18 protein-coding genes are annotated in these 16,443 nt (G+C 61.0%); 6 read left to right on the top strand and 12 right to left on the bottom strand.

The genetic code is table 11. The features are described from left to right. A complete protein-coding gene (locus tag ACE3OA_RS06350; protein ID WP_374309047.1) occupies positions 1-885 on the bottom strand; it encodes an ABC transporter permease in 885 nt (294 codons plus the stop codon). A gap of 110 nt (positions 886-995) precedes the next feature. Next, entirely contained in the window at positions 996-2,144 is a 1,149-nt protein-coding gene (locus ACE3OA_RS06345) for a glycine betaine ABC transporter substrate-binding protein (RefSeq protein ID WP_374309045.1), read from the bottom strand. 146 nt (positions 2,145-2,290) lie between these two features. Here ACE3OA_RS06345 and betI point away from each other — a divergent pair, with 146 nt between their 5' ends. Next, on the top strand, positions 2,291-2,875 hold the full coding sequence (gene betI / locus ACE3OA_RS06340; protein WP_374309043.1) for a transcriptional regulator BetI: 585 nt from the start codon (positions 2,291-2,293) through the stop codon (positions 2,873-2,875). Between the two features lie 7 nt (positions 2,876-2,882). Next, on the top strand, positions 2,883-4,550 hold the full coding sequence (gene betA / locus ACE3OA_RS06335; RefSeq protein WP_374309041.1) for a choline dehydrogenase: 1,668 nt from the start codon (positions 2,883-2,885) through the stop codon (positions 4,548-4,550). 15 nt (positions 4,551-4,565) lie between these two features. Here betA and ACE3OA_RS06330 read toward each other — a convergent pair whose 3' ends face one another. Both ACE3OA_RS06330 and ACE3OA_RS06325 read right to left on the bottom strand, forming a co-directional pair. Beyond that, on the bottom strand, positions 4,566-5,840 hold the full coding sequence (locus ACE3OA_RS06330) for an MFS transporter (protein ID WP_374309039.1): 1,275 nt from the start codon (positions 5,838-5,840) through the stop codon (positions 4,566-4,568). Beyond that, on the bottom strand, positions 5,824-6,714 hold the full coding sequence (locus tag ACE3OA_RS06325) for an EamA family transporter (protein WP_374309037.1): 891 nt from the start codon (positions 6,712-6,714) through the stop codon (positions 5,824-5,826). Before ACE3OA_RS06325 ends, ACE3OA_RS06330 begins: the two co-directional genes overlap by 17 nt. Before the next feature lie 100 nt (positions 6,715-6,814). Here ACE3OA_RS06325 and ACE3OA_RS06320 point away from each other — a divergent pair, with 100 nt between their 5' ends. Continuing rightward, complete coding sequence (locus tag ACE3OA_RS06320) at positions 6,815-7,237, top strand: HIT domain-containing protein (RefSeq protein ID WP_374309035.1); 423 nt, start codon at positions 6,815-6,817, stop codon at positions 7,235-7,237. Here ACE3OA_RS06320 and ACE3OA_RS06315 read toward each other — a convergent pair. Beyond that, positions 7,231-7,455: a hypothetical protein gene (locus tag ACE3OA_RS06315; RefSeq protein WP_374309033.1), complete on the bottom strand. Its 225-nt coding sequence runs from the start codon at positions 7,453-7,455 to the stop codon at positions 7,231-7,233. The two genes, ACE3OA_RS06320 and ACE3OA_RS06315, sit on opposite strands and share 7 nt — an antisense overlap. A 2-nt stretch (positions 7,456-7,457) precedes the next feature. After that, the gene (locus ACE3OA_RS06310) at positions 7,458-8,255 is read right to left on the bottom strand and encodes a 5'-methylthioadenosine/adenosylhomocysteine nucleosidase (RefSeq protein ID WP_374309031.1); all 798 of its coding nucleotides are present in this window, start codon (positions 8,253-8,255) and stop codon (positions 7,458-7,460) included. A gap of 134 nt (positions 8,256-8,389) precedes the next feature. On the opposite strand from ACE3OA_RS06310, the gene ACE3OA_RS06305 reads away from it, so the two are divergent. Together ACE3OA_RS06305 and ACE3OA_RS06300 are read left to right on the top strand one after the other, a co-directional pair. Further along, positions 8,390-9,865, top strand: coding sequence for a deoxyribodipyrimidine photo-lyase (locus ACE3OA_RS06305; RefSeq protein WP_374309029.1), 1,476 nt, complete (start codon positions 8,390-8,392; stop codon positions 9,863-9,865). 132 nt (positions 9,866-9,997) lie between these two features. Further along, positions 9,998-10,657, top strand: coding sequence for an OmpW family protein (locus ACE3OA_RS06300; protein WP_374309027.1), 660 nt, complete (start codon positions 9,998-10,000; stop codon positions 10,655-10,657). Between the two features lie 70 nt (positions 10,658-10,727). Here ACE3OA_RS06300 and ACE3OA_RS06295 read toward each other — a convergent pair whose 3' ends face one another. The 4 genes from ACE3OA_RS06295 to ACE3OA_RS06280 are packed head-to-tail and all read right to left on the bottom strand — an operon-like array spanning position 10,728 to position 14,040. After that, positions 10,728-11,246: a DUF934 domain-containing protein gene (locus tag ACE3OA_RS06295; protein WP_374309025.1), complete on the bottom strand. Its 519-nt coding sequence runs from the start codon at positions 11,244-11,246 to the stop codon at positions 10,728-10,730. After that, entirely contained in the window at positions 11,209-12,891 is a 1,683-nt protein-coding gene (locus ACE3OA_RS06290) for a nitrite/sulfite reductase (protein WP_374309023.1), read from the bottom strand. The genes ACE3OA_RS06295 and ACE3OA_RS06290 overlap by 38 nt, the downstream gene beginning before the upstream one ends. 17 nt (positions 12,892-12,908) lie before the next feature. After that, entirely contained in the window at positions 12,909-13,214 is a 306-nt protein-coding gene (locus ACE3OA_RS06285) for a DUF2849 domain-containing protein (RefSeq protein ID WP_374309021.1), read from the bottom strand. A gap of 4 nt (positions 13,215-13,218) precedes the next feature. Continuing rightward, positions 13,219-14,040 carry an NAD(P)-dependent oxidoreductase gene (locus tag ACE3OA_RS06280; RefSeq protein WP_374309232.1) on the bottom strand — a complete coding sequence of 274 codons (822 nt, stop codon included), beginning with the start codon at positions 14,038-14,040 and terminating at the stop codon, positions 13,219-13,221. Between the two features lie 214 nt (positions 14,041-14,254). Between ACE3OA_RS06280 and ACE3OA_RS06275 the strand changes: the two genes are divergently transcribed. After that, positions 14,255-14,758: a transcriptional repressor gene (locus ACE3OA_RS06275; protein WP_374309019.1), complete on the top strand. Its 504-nt coding sequence runs from the start codon at positions 14,255-14,257 to the stop codon at positions 14,756-14,758. Here the strand turns inward: ACE3OA_RS06275 and ACE3OA_RS06270 are convergent. Together ACE3OA_RS06270 and ACE3OA_RS06265 are read right to left on the bottom strand one after the other, a co-directional pair. Next, on the bottom strand, positions 14,755-15,297 hold the full coding sequence (locus ACE3OA_RS06270; protein WP_374309017.1) for an HD domain-containing protein: 543 nt from the start codon (positions 15,295-15,297) through the stop codon (positions 14,755-14,757). The two genes, ACE3OA_RS06275 and ACE3OA_RS06270, sit on opposite strands and share 4 nt — an antisense overlap. Further along, on the bottom strand, positions 15,294-16,436 hold the full coding sequence (locus ACE3OA_RS06265; RefSeq protein ID WP_374309015.1) for a TauD/TfdA family dioxygenase: 1,143 nt from the start codon (positions 16,434-16,436) through the stop codon (positions 15,294-15,296). Before ACE3OA_RS06265 ends, ACE3OA_RS06270 begins: the two co-directional genes overlap by 4 nt. Positions 16,437-16,443 lie beyond the last annotated feature (7 nt).

Genomic DNA, 16,443 nt, shown 5'->3' with positions numbered 1-16,443 from the left:
CTATGCCTTCGCTTTTGAAGATCGACGCCTGACCTTAGGCTGCTTCAGGATGCGGTCGAGTACGATCGCCAGCGCCACGATCGCCAAGCCGGAATCAAAACCGAGCTTAACATTCGCCTGCGCCAGAGCGCGCACCACCGGAACGCCGAGACCGGGAGCGCCGACCAACGCTGCAATCACCACCATCGAAAGCGACAGCATGATCGTCTGATTCACGCCGGCCATGATGGTTGGCAATGCGGCGGGAAGTTTGACTTTGGTCAGCAGTTGCCAACGCGTGCAGCCAAAAGATTCGCCGGCTTCAACCAGGGCCGTCGGGACCTGACTGACGCCGAGATAAGTAAGCCGCACCGGCGCCGCGACCGCAAAAATCACGGTCGCAACGACTGCCGGCACCATACCCAGGCCGAACAGTGCCAATGCAGGGACGAGATAAACGAAGCTCGGCATCGTTTGGATGAGGTCGAGGACCGGCGCGACCGCGTTATAGACCGCCGGTCGACGGGCGCAATAGATACCCAAGGGAACGCCAATGAGGAGGCTGACCAGCGTCGAATAGAGGACCAACACGAGGGTGGCGACCATGTATTCCCAGATGCTCTTTTGCCACATGCTCAGGTAGAGAACGAAGAGCAGGCCCAAGACGACAATCGCCGCCACCTTCCAATCGCGATGTCGAAGGTAGGCCACCAGGCCAAACGCAGCCGTGAATACGAGCGGCGGCACGGCTGCGGCCGACTTGATCGTCGCATCCATGCCGTCGCCGGCAAATTCAGAGATGAAATCAAAGAACGCGCCGAGATAGAGCTTGATCAGTTCGATTACGGCATTGGCCCAGCTGCCTGGATCCCCGTTTGCCAGAATCCAATCCCTTATCAAATCCATGGCATCCCCCAAACGGCCAATCTGACGATGTTTCTCGTCTTCCCCATCAGGCGCGCAAAAATATGTGGCCTCGGCCCCACTATAGGCCGAGGCCACAAATCAATCAGCCATTAAAGACCGAGAGCCGCTTTGACGACGGGAAGTGCTTCCTTGCCGTCAAACGTCGTCACACCGGCAAGCCAGGCATCCAGCACGCCCGGGTTGGCTTTGAGCCAATCGCCAGCAGCGGCCTTGCCGTCTTTGCCACCGAGGATCGTTTCCATGATCGCCGATTCCATTTCGAGCTTGAACTCGAGATTGGAGATCAGCTTGCCGACATTGCCGCACTCGGCGGAATAGCCGCTACGCGTCAGGGTCTGGATGTTGGAAAGGCCAAAGCCCTCCTTCTCGAAGCCGGTGAGGTAGTGCAACGGCATCTTGCCCATGACGGGATGCGGCGCCCAGCCGAGGAAGATGATCCAGTCGCCCTTCTTCATCGCCTTATCGGCCTGCACGAGCATGCCCTGCTCCGAAGATTCGACCAGTTCCCAACCTTCCATGCCGCCGGCCGGATCGTCGATACGTGCCTGAATCAGCTTGTTGCCGTCGTTGCCAGGTTCAATACCGTAAAAGCGGCTTTCGAACTTTTCAGCATTGGCGGCAAGATCCTTGGCGTCTTTGACGCCAGCATCGGCCACGTATTGCGGAACGACGGGACCGTACGGCGCATCCTTCAGGTTCGCCTGCAGCATATCGATCGACTTCTCGTCGAGATACGGTTGCACATTGGATGAATTCGTCGGCATCCAGTTATCAAGGAAGATATCGATATCCTTGTTTTTCAGGCCCTCCAAGATGATTGGGAGGCCAAGGACGTCGTCTTTGACTTCGTAGCCCATTGGCTCGACGAGATTCTTGAACAGGCCGTTTTGGGCAGTATTGTCGGTCCAGCCCACATCCGCCATGCGGATGGTCTTGCAGGAATCCGGCTCAGCCGCCTGCGCCGCCGAGTTGGCCGCGACGGCCATCACCAGCGACATCGCCGAAGCGGCGAGCAGTTTACGCATCAACATTTGTCGTTCTCCCATTTTCCATTGCCATCCCGTACGCCTGCCCCAGGCTTTTTGTCGTTCTACGCCCGGTTGTTCTTGTGCCGCGCTTAAGGGCGACTTCAAAGTTAGGGGCAAATTGGCAAAAAAGTTTCGCCAGGACGCCATATTATCGTCGGTCGACGGCAAATCCCAAGGTTTTTTTTGATTGATCGTCCAATATAAAACCATCAGGATGCCTCGCTTCCGGGGCGTTTAAGGGTCCGAAAGAGGCCTCTTACGAGGCCGAAATCACACGACGCCGGGTGGAATGAGTGTGGGACGCGCCGCCGGAGCCGGCAAGAGGGCCCCGGATCAAAGTTCCGCGAGGGGAGCAGATGCCCAAGGTTGGCATGGAGGAAATCAGACGCCGGCAGTTGATCGACGCAACAATCGCCTCGATCCATGAGGTCGGTTTTGCCGAATCCAGCCTGTCGCGCATTTCCGGCAAGGCGGGCGTCTCGACCGGCATCGTCCATCACTATTTCGGCAACAAGGCCGACCTGCTCGAAGCGACTCTCCGGCAGCTGGGCGATTCCTTGCGCGATTCCGTGGTGCAGCGGCTGGAGCTCGCCCGCTCGCCGATCGAACGCCTGCTCGCGGTGATCGACGGAAATATCGGGCCCGACCAGTTCACGCCTGAGGGCGTTTCCGCCTGGCTCGCCTTCTGGGCGCAGGTGCCGAAGAACGAACGCCTCGCCCGCGTGCAGCACATCATCATCTCGCGCCTGCATGACAATCTCGTTCACGCGCTGAAATTGATGGGCCGTGCCGACGCCGACGACATTGCGCGTGTGACGGCAGCCCTCATCGATGGGCTGTGGCTTCGTGCCGCGTTGTCAAAGGAAGGACCCGACCCACGCAATGCGCGCCGGCTGGTGTTCGATTATCTCAATACAAAACTCAATTTGAAACTCGGATGAAAAGACCATGAAATTCGACGCAACCTTCGACTATGTCATCGTCGGCGCCGGTTCGGCCGGCTGCGTGCTGACCAATCGCCTGAGCGAAGACAGCAGCCTCAAGGTCTGCGTACTGGAAGCCGGACCCAAGGATCATTGGTGGAACTGGCAGATCCATATGCCGGCCGCACTGATGTATAACCTGTGCCACGACCGCTACAATTGGTACTACCATACCGAACCGCAGCCCCACATGGACAACCGCGTCATGTACTGGCCGCGCGGCCGCGTGCTGGGCGGTTCATCCTCCTTGAACGCGATGGTCTATATCCGCGGCCATGCGCTCGACTATGACCGCTGGGCTTTCAAGGAGAACTGCCCGGGCTGGTCCTATCAGGAAATCCTGCCCTATTTCAGACGCGCCGAAACGCGCGAAAAAGGCGGCGATGCCTATCATGGCGACAAAGGGCCGCTGAACGTCCATACGGGCGACCAGCAGAACCCCTTGTTCGAGGCATTCATCGAAGCGGCGCAACAGGCCGGCTATGCCTACACCGATGACATGAACGGCTATCGCCAGGAAGGCTTCGGCCGCATGGACATGACCATCAAGAACGGTCGTCGCTGGTCGGCGGCGCAGGCCTTCCTGCGACCGGCTGAAAAGCGCAGCAACGTGACGGTGGAAACCCGCGCACTCACCAGCCGCATCATGCTGGAAGGCAAGCGTGCGGTCGGCGTCGAGTTCATCCAGGATGGGCAGGTGAAGCGCTATCGCGCCGAGCGCGAAGTGATCTGTTCAGGTGGCGCCATCAATTCACCACAGCTCCTCATGCTCTCCGGTATCGGACCGGCGGACCATCTGCGCGAAGTTGGGGTCGAGGTGAAGCATGACCTGCCCGGCGTCGGACAGAATTTGCAGGAGCATCTGGAGATGTATATCCAGCAGCAATGCTCCAAGCCGATCACGCTATATAAATATACGAAGCCGGTGCCGATGGTGCTGGCGGGCATGCGGTGGTTTCTGGATCATAAGGGTGTCTGCGCCTCAGCGCAGCTGGAGGCCGGCGGCTTCATCCGCTCCTCGGCCGGAATCGAGCATCCCAATCTGCAGTTCCATTTCCTGCCCTCGACCGTCAACGACCACGGGCGGGTCAATGGCACCAGCCACGCCTATCAGGTCCATATCGGCAATATGCGCCAGGAGGCGCGCGGCTGGATCAAATTGAAATCCGGCAACCCCAAGGATCATCCGCGTATTCAGCCCTTCTACCTGCAGACGGAGAATGACCGGCGCGAGTTCCGCGACGCCGTGAAGCTGACGCGCGAAATCTTCGCGCAGAAGGCTTTCGACCAGTATCGCGGGCCGGAGATCAATCCAGGCGACAATGTAAAAACCAATGCCGAGATCGACGCCTTCATTCGCCGCCGGGGCGACAGTGCCTATCATCCATCCTGCTCGTGCAAGATGGGCACGGACGAAATGGCGGTGGTGGATCCGCAGGCGCGCGTCCATGGCATCGACGGCTTGCGTGTCGCCGATGCGTCGATCATGCCCTCAATCGTCAGCGGCAATCTCAACGCGCCCACCATCATGATGGCCGAGAAATGCAGCGACATGATCCTGGGGAAGACTCCCCTGCCCCCGGCCAATGCGCCGGTGTGGCAGTCACCGAACTGGCAGACGTCGCAGCGTTGATGGAAACCCCGGCGATCAGCGGTCGCCGGGGTCCTCGTCGTTGTAATAGAATTCCGGCAGCGGATCGGTACGCGGGTCGAGCGCGTTTGCGATGGCCGATGTCGTCTGCATGGATACGAAACTCGTCTGCTCCGCCGCGGGACGTGCCTGTCGCGCGAGCATGCGGTAGGCCGTGAATGCCGCGATGGCGCCCGCGATGATGGCAAGATAGACGAAGAGTGCCGATGGGCCGAACCTGCCCATGAAGAACGAGGCGATGAGCGGACCGACGGTGCCGCCGATCGCCCACACCAGCAGCAAACCACCTGAGGCGCCCACCATGTCGGCCCGGTCCACATAGTCATAGGCCTGAGCGACAGCAAGCGGATAGATCGTCGCCAAAGCACCGCCAAGGAAGACGACGGCGATCAGCAGGGGCGTCAGGTCCGCGCCACTGATGCTGAAGACGCTCAGCACCACACTGGACACCACGCACATGGACAGCACGCCCAGCAGAACCGTGCGGCGGTCGAAGCGGTCGGACAGGCGCCCGATCGGCCATTGCAGGACGAATCCGCCGAAGATCGGCACACCCATGAACAAAGAAATCTGCCAGATATTGAGATTGAGGCTGCCGGCATAGATGGCGCCCAGCGCATAGAAGGCGCCCGACAGCATGCCGGCACCCCAGGTGGCGACCACGCCGAGGGGTGACGCATTGTAGAGTACGCGCAGACCCAGTCGTTTCACCCCTGCCAATTCCGGTCCCGCGACACGGGTGAGCACGACGGGGACAAGGGAGAGCGACATCAGCAGCGCGCCGAGGCAAAAGAGCCCCAGGCCCTTGATTTCCTGCACATTGATGAGGAGCTGGCCGATGAGCGTCGCCAGATAGGTGGTGACGAGATAGATCGACAACACCTGGCCCCGATTGTCGTTGCTGGTTTTTACATTGAGCCAGCTCTCGATTGTGGCATAGAGGGCCGCGAGGCAGAAACCGGTGAGCGCCCGCATCACGGCCCAAACGATCACATCGAAGAAGAGTGCGTGGACCAGTGAGGTCGCCGTCGCCAGCGCGGCGAAGGCCGCAAAGGCGCGGATATGCCCGACGCGACGGATGATGTCTTGCCCCAAGACGCTGCCCATCATGAAGCCGAGGTAGTAGGCCGACATGACAAGACCGGAAATGTCCGGCGATACCTTTTCGATGCCCAGCCGCACCGGCAGCAGAATGCCGATCAGTCCGTTGCCGAGCACGAGGAGCCCGGCACCGAAGAGCAGCGAGAAGACGGGCCTAAGAGCGAGCAGCACTGGCGGCGACCTGTGGCTGAGGTTTAGGGGCGCGGACAACGCAAAGCAGGCCAAGCAGCGTCAAGGCGCCAGCAACAATTTCCAGGACCGAAAGCTGCTCGCCGAGAAATAGCGCCGATGCACCGATGCCGAAGATCGGCACCATAAGCGAAAACGGCGCCACGACGCTGGCCGAATAGAGCCGCAGCAGATAGACCCAGAGCGAAAAGCCGACGATGGTCGAAGCCCAGGCGATATACAGCACGGAGAGGATGCCGCTCCAGGACAGAGCCGCAAGGGTCGCCATGATGCGGTCCTGCCCTTCGAATGCCCAGGATAGCCCGATCATCGGCAGAGGCGGTATGACCGCCACCCAGATGATGAGGTTGAGCATGTTCGGCGCCTTGGCCTGCTTCATCAGGATGTTGGCATAGCCCCAGGCGCAGGCGGCGGCGACCACCAGAACGAGGCCGATAAGGCTGGTTTCCTGTACGCGCTCGATTCCGATCAGCACCAATCCGCCCGCGGCCAGCGCGATGCCCGCCGCCTGGATGGGCCGCAGCCTTTCGCCCAGCAGCAGGACGGCAAAGAGAACGGTAAACAGCGCTTGCGCCTGCAGCACGAGGGAAGAGAGGCCCGCCGGCATGCCAAGATCCATGCCGAGGAACAGGAGGCCGAATTTGACCACGCCGAACACCAGGCCGATGGAGATGATCCAGCGCCAGCTGACACAGGGTTTGCCGACAAAAAAGAGCATCGGCAATGCGACGGCAATGAAGCGGAGGGCTGAAAGCAGGAAGGGGGGGAAGTCCTTCAGGCCGATCTTGATGGCGACAAAATTGATCCCCCAGAGGGCTGCGACCAGCAGCGCCAGGGCGATATGTACCGGTTTCATGAGCGGATCACCTGCAGCTAAACAATGTGCTACCTTGCCCCAGTTCCGGATTCGGAAACAAGGCCGCTACCCTTGTTGAAATGTATCAAGGAGAGAGAATGTGAGCAGCAGCACATTCGCACTGCACCCGCAATTGTCTGCAGACACTTTGCAGATCGGCGACTGGCCGCTTTGCCGCCTGCTGCGCATGAACGACCGCAACTATCCGTGGCTTATCCTGGTGCCCAGGGCGGCCGGCATCCGCGAGATTATCGACCTCAGCGAGGTAGACCAGCAGCGCCTGATGACGGAGATCGGGCGAGCCAGCCGGGTCCTGCGCAACCTCGTCGCAGCCGACAAGCTTAATGTGGCCGCCCTCGGCAATGCGGTGCCGCAACTGCATGTGCATGTCATCGCCCGCTTCACGACCGATCCCGCCTGGCCGCGTCCCATCTGGGGCGTCAATCCACCGGCACCGTTCGGGACCGACGAAGCGGAGGCCGAACTGGCGCGCCTGCGATCCGCCCTCGCCCCCTTTCAGTAGCGCGTGCGACCACCCAATTCGTGCCCGGCCAGAAGCGAGCCGATATGCATGATCAGGGTAAAGCAGATGACGACCGCGATGAATTGGATGGCGAACCACGGAATCCCGTGCCAGCGGCGTTCATAGGGACGGCGCATTTGCAGATTGGCCGTGACACCGAGGCCGAGGGCAATCAGGAAAACAATGCTGCTGGCAAGAAGACCGGGACCGCCTGGCATCGTCAGAGCTCGCGAATGATGCGCCGCAGAACCATCGCCGCCCCAGGTGCGACGGCAGCAACGAAGCGGGGAAAGTCGAGATGGCTTTCGGATCCGGCAAGATCGCTGAGGCAACGCACAACCACAACCGGCAATCCCAGCAGCGCACCGACCTGCGCCACGGCGGCACCTTCCATCTCCACGGCCTGGGCTGCAAATTCCGTATGCAGCCGACGGCGCACAGCCTCGCTGTTGATGAACTGATCGCCGGAAAGGATGCGCCCCATCAACACGCGCCGGCCAAGACCGGCCGGCCGGCGGTCGGCTGTCTCGGCGGGTGGCGGCAACAGATCGTCGGGCAGGTCCGGCAGCGCGATCTCCACGGCGACACGCGCCAGACGCTCGGCTAGATCCCGCGGCAGATCGAAGGCGTAGTCGCGGCGATTCGACCCCAGCGGCGGAACGCCCGGACGGAAGGGCGTCAGCGTCGCATCATGCTGGTGGCCGTAATCATGCTGCACCAGGGAATGGGCAATGACCGTATCGCCGATATGCAGGTCCGGATCGAGCCCGCCGGCCACGCCGCTGACCACCAGGCCGCGACAACCGAACTCGCGCGCCAGGAGAGCTGCGGTCACGGCAGACGCCACCTTGCCCACGCCGCTCTCGGCCACCACGACATCATGTCCATCGAGCTGACCAAGCGTCACCGTCCGCCCGAGCAGGTCCCGGGTCTCAATGAAGGACATATGTTCCTTGAGAGCGGCTTTTTCCTCCGCCATCGCGCAGATGACGGCCAGGGCGGCAGTCGAATCGGGCATAGCCATCCGGCTCCGGACAGTTGAGAATGAGACCGTGAACCGTAGTGAGGCACGCCGCCGCCGTCCAGTGGCGACGATGATCCAGCCGCATATGCCTGTCGTACCAGACGCTACCATTGCCAGGCTCAGATTGAATGACTCGAGATCCCCGCCCCACCCTTCTCTGGCTGCGCCGCGATTTGCGCCTTGCCGACAATCCAGCCTTGACGGCGGCGGCCAGGGGCGGGTCACCGGTCATACCGATTTTCATCGATGACGAGCCCCGCATGGGCGGGGCCGCGCGCTGGTGGCGAGGTCGTAGCCTCGCGGCGCTGCGCCAAGCCTTTGCTGAGTTGGGGTCGCGGTTGATCATTCGCCAAGGTGTCGCCCTGGACCAGATCATGAGCCTCGCCCAGGAGACGGGCGCCGGATCGTTGCATTTCAACCGCCGCTTCGAGCCGCGCGGCCTCACCGCCGACGCGCAGATCGTGACCGAGCTGCGAGGCTCCGGCATCGAGGTACATGAGCATCATGGCAATCGCCTGCACGAACCGTGGAGCCTGAAGACACTCAAAGGTGAGCCGTTCCGTGTCTTCACCCCATTCTGGCGCAGGCTGGCGGAGAACTACCGAGCGCCCGAACGCTGCGCCGCGCCAACTGCCCTGACGCACCCGCGCGCATGGCCGGCTTCACTCGATATATCCGCGCTGCAGATAGCAGCCCCCTGGAGTGCCGGCATGACGACGCAATGGCGACCGGGCGAAGCCGGTGCGCTGGCGCTGTTGGAGCGATTGCCGGCCAAGATTCCCGACTATGGCGCTTCGCGCGATCGGCCGGATGTCGAGGGCACGTCCCGCCTCAGCCCGCATCTCGCCTGGGGCGACATCAGCGTGCACGAGATCTGGCGTCGCCTTGCCGCTGACACGCCGCCAGCATCTAACGGTTTTCTGCGTGAACTCGGCTGGCGCGATTTCAACACGCACCTGCTCTATCATTTTCCGCGGTTGCCGGTGCAGAACTGGAACACGCGGTTCGATGCCTTTCCCTTCCGGCAGGCACCGGAGGACTTCGCGGCTTGGTGCAAGGGTCGCACCGGATTTCCGATCGTCGATGCCGGCATGCGCGAGTTGTGGACCACCGGATGGATGCACAATCGCGTACGCATGATCGTCGCGTCCTTCCTGATCAAGGATCTGCTGATCGACTGGCGCGATGGCGAGAAATGGTTCTGGGACACGCTGGTCGATGCCGATCTGGCGCAGAATGCCGGGAACTGGCAGTGGGTGGCCGGATCGGGCGCCGATGCAGCGCCTTACTTCCGCATCTTCAACCCCACTACCCAGAGTGCGAAATTCGACCCTGACGGCATCTATATTCGCCGCTGGCTGCCGGAACTGGCGCGGTTGCCACGCACTTTCATTCATGATCCCGCATCTGCCCCAGACGACGTATTGCTCAATGCAGGCGTCAAGCTCGGCCGGACCTATCCGTACCCGATCGTGGATCATGCTGCGGCACGCGGTCGCGCCCTCGCCATCTACAAGGCACTCGGCAGCGCCGATCCCGGGGGCGCCAGCAGTGCGGAATCAATGCACAAGGCCGCCAGCAGGCAACGCAATCTATTTTCCTAGATTGCTGCACTGCGCCAACCTGTCACGCGTCATTGTGCCAAGCTGACATAAAGCTTTCATCGCCCCATTCTTTCTATGGGTTTGACCGGGAGTCTGTCGGACCCAGGTGAATTTTTTCGGGGATGAAAAAGAATGAGCAGAAACCGCATCTGGCTCGCCGGCTTGGCCGTCGCGAGCGCCCTATTTCTTGCCAATGCCGCCGCGGCCCAGGAAGTCACTGAGCCGGGCAAGAGTGCTGGCGACTTTCTGATCCGCTTGCGCGGCATCGGTGTCATTCCGGCGGACAATGCCGATATCGACCCGATCGGCGGCGATACCGAGCTCAGCAATACCGGTATGCCCGAAATCGATTTCACCTATTTCGTCACGGACAATATCGCGTTCGAGTTGATTGCCGCGACCACGCATCATGAAGTGTCGGCGAAGAATACGTCGGCAGGCAATGTCGACCTCGGCGATGTGTGGCTGCTGCCGCCCACGCTGCTCGCTCAGTATCACTTCTTCCCGAAGGAGCGCTTCAGCCCCTATATCGGCGCCGGCATCAACTACACGATCTTCTATGCGGTCGATGAGGCCAAGAACAGCATCGCTAAAGACGTCGATTACGACAACAGCCTGGGCTGGGCCCTGCAGATCGGTGTTGATTATCGGCTGACCGACAGTTGGTATATCAACGCCGACGTCAAGCGGCTGTTCCTGGATACCGATGTCAGCATCAACAATGGCGGCGTGAAGGCCGATGTCGATGTCGATCCGTGGATCTTCGGCATGGGTATCGGCTACAAGTTCTAAGCGGCATCCAAGAAAGAGCCCGCAACCAATCGGTTGCGGGCTCTTTTTTTGTCCGCGGCACCGGATACAATCAGGCCGCAGCGGACTCGGCGTTCTTGTCCAAGCCGTGACGCAGCCGCAGCGCCGTCTCGCGGTCATCGTTTGTCGGCTGATAAAAAACCGAAAACTCCTTGAGTGCTTCGGCATAGCCATCGACGCGCTTCTCAGCCGGCGGTTCGATCGTGTCGATGCCGCAGCGGAGCATGAACAGATACTGATCGCGCAGCACCTGGCCGAAAGCGCGGATCTCGCCGCGATAGTCCAGTCGATCGCGCAGGACACGCGCGTAGGAGAAAGCGCGGCCGTCGGTGAACTTCGGAAACTCCAGCGCCACCAGCGAAATATGTGCGAGATCGTCCGCCAACAACAACGGCGACTGGTCGCTCTTCAATGATACGCCGATAGCAGCGTTGCGCTGACGCAAGGTCTCGCGGTCGGCCTGCCAACGCTCCAGCGAGACAATGGCTTTGGCGCCTTCCGGCAACGCGGCATCATCGGCCACGCGTACCCATTCATTCGGCTGCGGAACGCCGTTCTTTAAGACTGTCATAGACCTTCTCCTTGAAGGGTTCGATGCCAATACGGCGATAAGTGTCGATAAATCGCTCGGACGGATCGTTCCTGAAGCCGATATAGGTATCGATCACGATCTCGATCGCGTCGGTGATCTGATCATAGGAAAATGCCGGGCCGAGTATCTTGCCGATCGAGATATCCTCGGCCGACGATCCGCCAAGCGTCACCTGGTAGAACTCCTCGCCTTTCTTATCGACACCCAGAATGCCGATATGTCCGACATGATGATGGCCGCAGGCATTGATGCAGCCGGAGATGTTGAGGCGCAGTTCGCCAATCTCGGCCAGGCGCTTGGGATCGCTGAAGCGGCGTGAGAGGCGCTGCGCCACCGGAATCGAGCGGGCATTGGCCAGGTTGCAGTAGTCCAGACCCGGGCAGGCGATGATATCGCTCACAAAACCAATATTGGGTTCGGCGAGTTTCGCGGATTTGAGCTTCGTCCACAGGTCGAACAGATCCTGCTTGCGCACATGCGGCAGCAGCAGGTTCTGCCGATGCGTCGCCCGAACCTCGCCGAAGCTGTAGACATCAGCGAGATCGGCCACCGCGTCCATCTGATCGGCCGTGATATCACCGGGCGCCGCCCCCACCGGCTTCAAGGAAATCGTCACGGCCGCATAGCCGTCGACCTTGTGCGGGTCGGTATTGGCGCGTAGCCACCGGGCGAAATCGGCATCGCCGTTCTTCTTCGCCTCGAACTCGGGCACGAAGGCCGGCAGCTTCTCATAGGCAGGTGGCGCAAAATAGCTACGGATGCGTGCTACTTCGGCTTCGGGAAGCTTCAGCACGGTATCCTTGATGCGCAGCCATTCCTCGTCGACCTGACGGGTGAATTCCTGCGGACCCAAGGCCTGCACCAGGATCTTGATCCGGGCCTTGTAGATGTTGTCCCGGCGTCCATGCATATTGTAGACGCGCAGGGTCGCATCCAGATAGGAGAGCAGGTCCTCCTTCGCGACAAAAGGCTTCACCAACGGGCCGATGATCGGCGTTCGCCCCTGACCGCCACCGGTATAGAAGGCAAAGCCGGTTTCGCCGGCATCGTTCTTCACGATCTTCAGACCGATATCATGGGTGCGCATGGCCGCCCGGTCCTGATCGGCAGCGATGATCGCGATCTTGAACTTGCGCGGCAGATAGCTGAATTCAGGGTGCAGCGTGGACCATTGGCGGATGATTTCGCCCCAGACGCGCGGATCTTCGATTTCGTCGGCAGCGACGCTGGCCAAGTGATCGGCCGTCACATTACGGATGCAATTGCCGCTGGTCTGGATGGCGTGCATCTCGACTTCGGCAAGATGCCGCAGGATCTCAGGCACGTCATCGAGGCGCGGCCAATTGTATTGGATGTTCTGGCGCGTGGTGAAGTGGCCGTAGCCCTTGTCGAATCGCCGCGCGATGAAGGCGAGCTTGCGCATCTGCTTCGAGTTGAGCTCCCCATAGGGGATGGCGACGCGCAGCATGTAGGCGTGGAGCTGAAGATAGAGGCCGTTTTTCAGGCGCAAGGGCCGGAATTCTTCCTCGGTCAACTCACCCGCGAGGCGACGCGCCACCTGCCCGCGGAATTGTTCGGTCCGTTCGCGGACGAAGGTGGCGTCGAATTGGTCGTAGCGATACATCGCGGGTTATGCCTCGATCAATCGGCGATCCGGGCCGTCCAGGACCCGTGATCGATGGGGAATGTGGCGTTGTGCGCGGCGCGAATGCGTTCGCGCGCACTGGTGGGCTTGGGCTGGCCCCCATCGACCTCAACCTCAATAAGGTAGGGACCAACCACGAGCCGTCGCTTGACGAATTCCTGCGCGGCGGCGAGCGCTGCTTCGGCACCCGGCTGGTCGGCAAAGAGTGCGCCGTCAGCAAAGGATTCAGTCCAGCCATTGGCGGCGGTCCAATATATCGACTCACCCCCCAACAGCCATTGCGCGGTCAACATCTGGTTCATCACATTACCTCGCATTGGCCGCCTGGGCCGGAATGATTGCCTGCGCCCGCGCCTTGAGGCGCACGACACGCTGATTGGACGGAAGCGGGAAGTCACCGGACCAGATGCGACGGACAGCGTCGCGCCGGGCCATATCGACGATCTCCGGCGCGATACCGGCGTCGAACAGCACCAGGTCGGCCTGCTGCAGAACGCGGATGTCGCCAAGCGTCAGAAGATCCGCATCCCGCGCATCGATGAGCAGTTCGATGGCGGTGCCTTGATGGGGCGCGACGGTACCGTTGATGGCGCGGATCACCTCCCGCGCAGCATCACGCTCACGACCCGCCAGCAGGGCCTTGGCGATTGGACCGTCGAAAAAACCAGACCAGAAATGGCGCCGGCCGTCATGATCAGCGATGCGCGCATTGACCGCGCCGCGGAAGCGACGCGCAAAATGCACCAGGCGCTCGATCCCGTGCGGCAAGGCAGCCTCGACCGCAGCGCGTACGCGTTGGGCCAGCACCGGCGAGCCACCATTGGTCGAGATCGCCACCACGATTTCACCGCGGTCGACGATGGCCGGCATGATGAAGTCCGAAAGCTCCGGTCGGTCGACGACATTGACCGGCACACCGGCCGTGCGCGCTGCCTCTGAAACGGCAGCATCTAGCTTCTCGTCGCCCGTGGCGCCGATCACGAGCGTCATGCCCAAGACGTGACCCGCACCGAACTGACGCCCGGTCACGATTGTTACCGCCGCACCGGCTGCTTGCAGCAGGCGCAGCTTCGCTTGCGCCATGTCGCCCTCCCCGACCAGCAGCACGGGTCGGTTTTCCAGACGCATGAACAACGGAAACGCGCGCATCTCGGGCCTATTCACACTGGTGAAGTGGGATATATGCAGGACCATTCCTGCTGCATTAATGCTTGATATATACCGGGCTTGGAGAGCGTCAACGCATTTTTACACTGTGAAATTATTATTCACACTAGTATGAGATATTTTAACAGCAGGACCGAGGCCGGACGAGCCGCTATAATGCTCATGACTCGCCGCCATGGACGTTGAAATAATGGACAAATCCGCCAACAGGGCGACTGCCCCCCACGACCACGCACATTGTCAGAGCGAGGCCCTTACCCGGGCCGAGGCGCTTTGCGCGGAGCGCGGCGCCCGCCTGACGCCGCTCCGCCGGAAGGTCCTGGAACTGATCTGGAACAGTCATCAGCCGGTCGGTGCCTATGCGATCCTTGATCATCTCCGCGAGGGTGACCGGGGTGCGGCACCGCCCACCGTCTACCGCGCGCTCGACTTCCTGATGGAACAGGGCCTGATCCACAAGCTGGAGAGCCTCAATGCCTTCATCGGCTGCGACCATCCGGAAGACCGGCATGTCAGCCAGTTCCTGATCTGCACCAAGTGCGGTTCGGCGGTCGAAATCCAGGACGCTGGAATTTCGACCGCGGTCAAGAAGAGCGCCGGTGCGGCGGGCTTTACCGTCAGCCGGCTTACCATCGAACTGCAGGGCCTCTGCCCGAATTGCGGCAGGGCAGCCGCCTAAGAATTCTGGCAGCTTTCGATATAGTGCTCGAAGTGACCAAGATCGGGCACTTCAAGCCCGGCGATCTTGCCTTCGTCGTCCCAGCGCCGCAGTTGAATGCCATCGCGGCAATAGGGCTCCTTTTCGAAGGCCACCATTTCTTCTGTCGTCATCAAACCGCCTTGTAGTTTCAACGACAGGAGCGATGCCTCAGAAAGAAGGTCATAATAGCCCTTCTCTTTGGTGGCGAGATAACGCTTGGCAGCGACGTGCAGGCGGACCGGCTCCGACACTTCCGGCCCGAAATGCTGCGACAGCCAGGCCGAGCCCAGACTCTCATGAACGGTATCCACGCCCTTATCGGCAATATCTTCCGGCAGGTCATGCAGCATATGGCCGATATCGTGCAGCAATGTCGCCACGATCAGGGCCGGCGTGGCACCATCCCGTTCAGCGCACAAGCCGCATTGCAGCGCATGATCCAGCTGGCTGACACCCTCGCCATAGCTTTGCTGGCCGCGCTTGTCGAAGGCCGCACGAATGGCGCGCATCGTATTCATGCTGCAACTTCCTTTTTCTCATTCAAGTTCCGGCGCAAGACCCGAGCGCGGCTTTCCAATCCATCCCGGTCAACATAACATCCCTGCAAATGACGACGACCGCGTGACGGATCGAAGGCAGTCCGGCCATGCAGCGCCCGATCATTCTGCATCACGACACAATCACCCGGTTCGAGCCGGAAGGTCAGTTCTCCCTCCGGCCGATGCAGAATTTCCGCGAACTTCCTGTAGGCCGCGAACCAGGGTTCAATCAGTTCGGCCGGCGCATCAAGCCAATCCAGCGAGCGGTTGTTGAAATGCACGCCGACCACGTCGCCATCCTCGTCGACGGAAATCAAGGTCTGCCGCGCATTGAGGTCGGCGTCGGCAGAGCGGAAGCGGAAATTCACCGGCATGCGCGTCAGCAGATCGAAGGCCGCCGGATCTTCTTTGCGCAGGATCGCCGCAGCATTGAAGCCATCCACCAGCAAAGTATCGCCACCCGGGGCGTCCGAAAGCAGGCAATGCAGCAACTGCACGCCCGGCGTGGGTTCGCGATAGGGATTGTCGGAATGAACCCCGAGACCGATCGGCGTATAGGCGAGGTTGGTCGGATTGGGCACCGACATCACGTCGAAATAGGCCCCGTAATTGGTGACACGCACGAACCCGAGGCGATTGCCGATGGCGATGACGGTTTCCGGCACCGTCGGTGAATGCCGGATCAGGCCAAAGCCATGGGCATGATAGGAGTCGAGGAAAGCAAGTTCGGCTTGCGGGTCCGACACCATCTGCCGCCAGTCGCCAACCGGCATGGCAGTACGGATACTGCTGTTCCAAAGGCGCGGCCGGGGTTTGCGCGCCTTGCGCGCGGTGGCCGACAAATCATGTGCCTGCAGCCAATCTTCCGAGTAGCTAGAAATATGCCCATCCGGGGCCCAGACAATCCTGATGCCGCCATCGCCTTGGCGGCCAATTTCCCCGATGCTGAGCGATCCCGGCAGATCGGTGATCTCATAGAGGCGTTGACCATTGCCCGGATGCCGGCATTCGGCGCAGCGACAATTGTCGCGCAGCCAGATGGCCGGAAAAACCGCAACCTCGCCGTCCCGCCACGCAATGGAGACATTCGAGCCGGTATGGGAAAAACTGTTGATCATGGCGACC

The sequence above is a fragment of the Dongia sp. genome, from assembly GCF_041906375.1.
Classification (GTDB): domain Bacteria; phylum Pseudomonadota; class Alphaproteobacteria; order Dongiales; family Dongiaceae; genus Dongia.
This window is presented reverse-complemented; position numbering and strand designations above follow the sequence as displayed.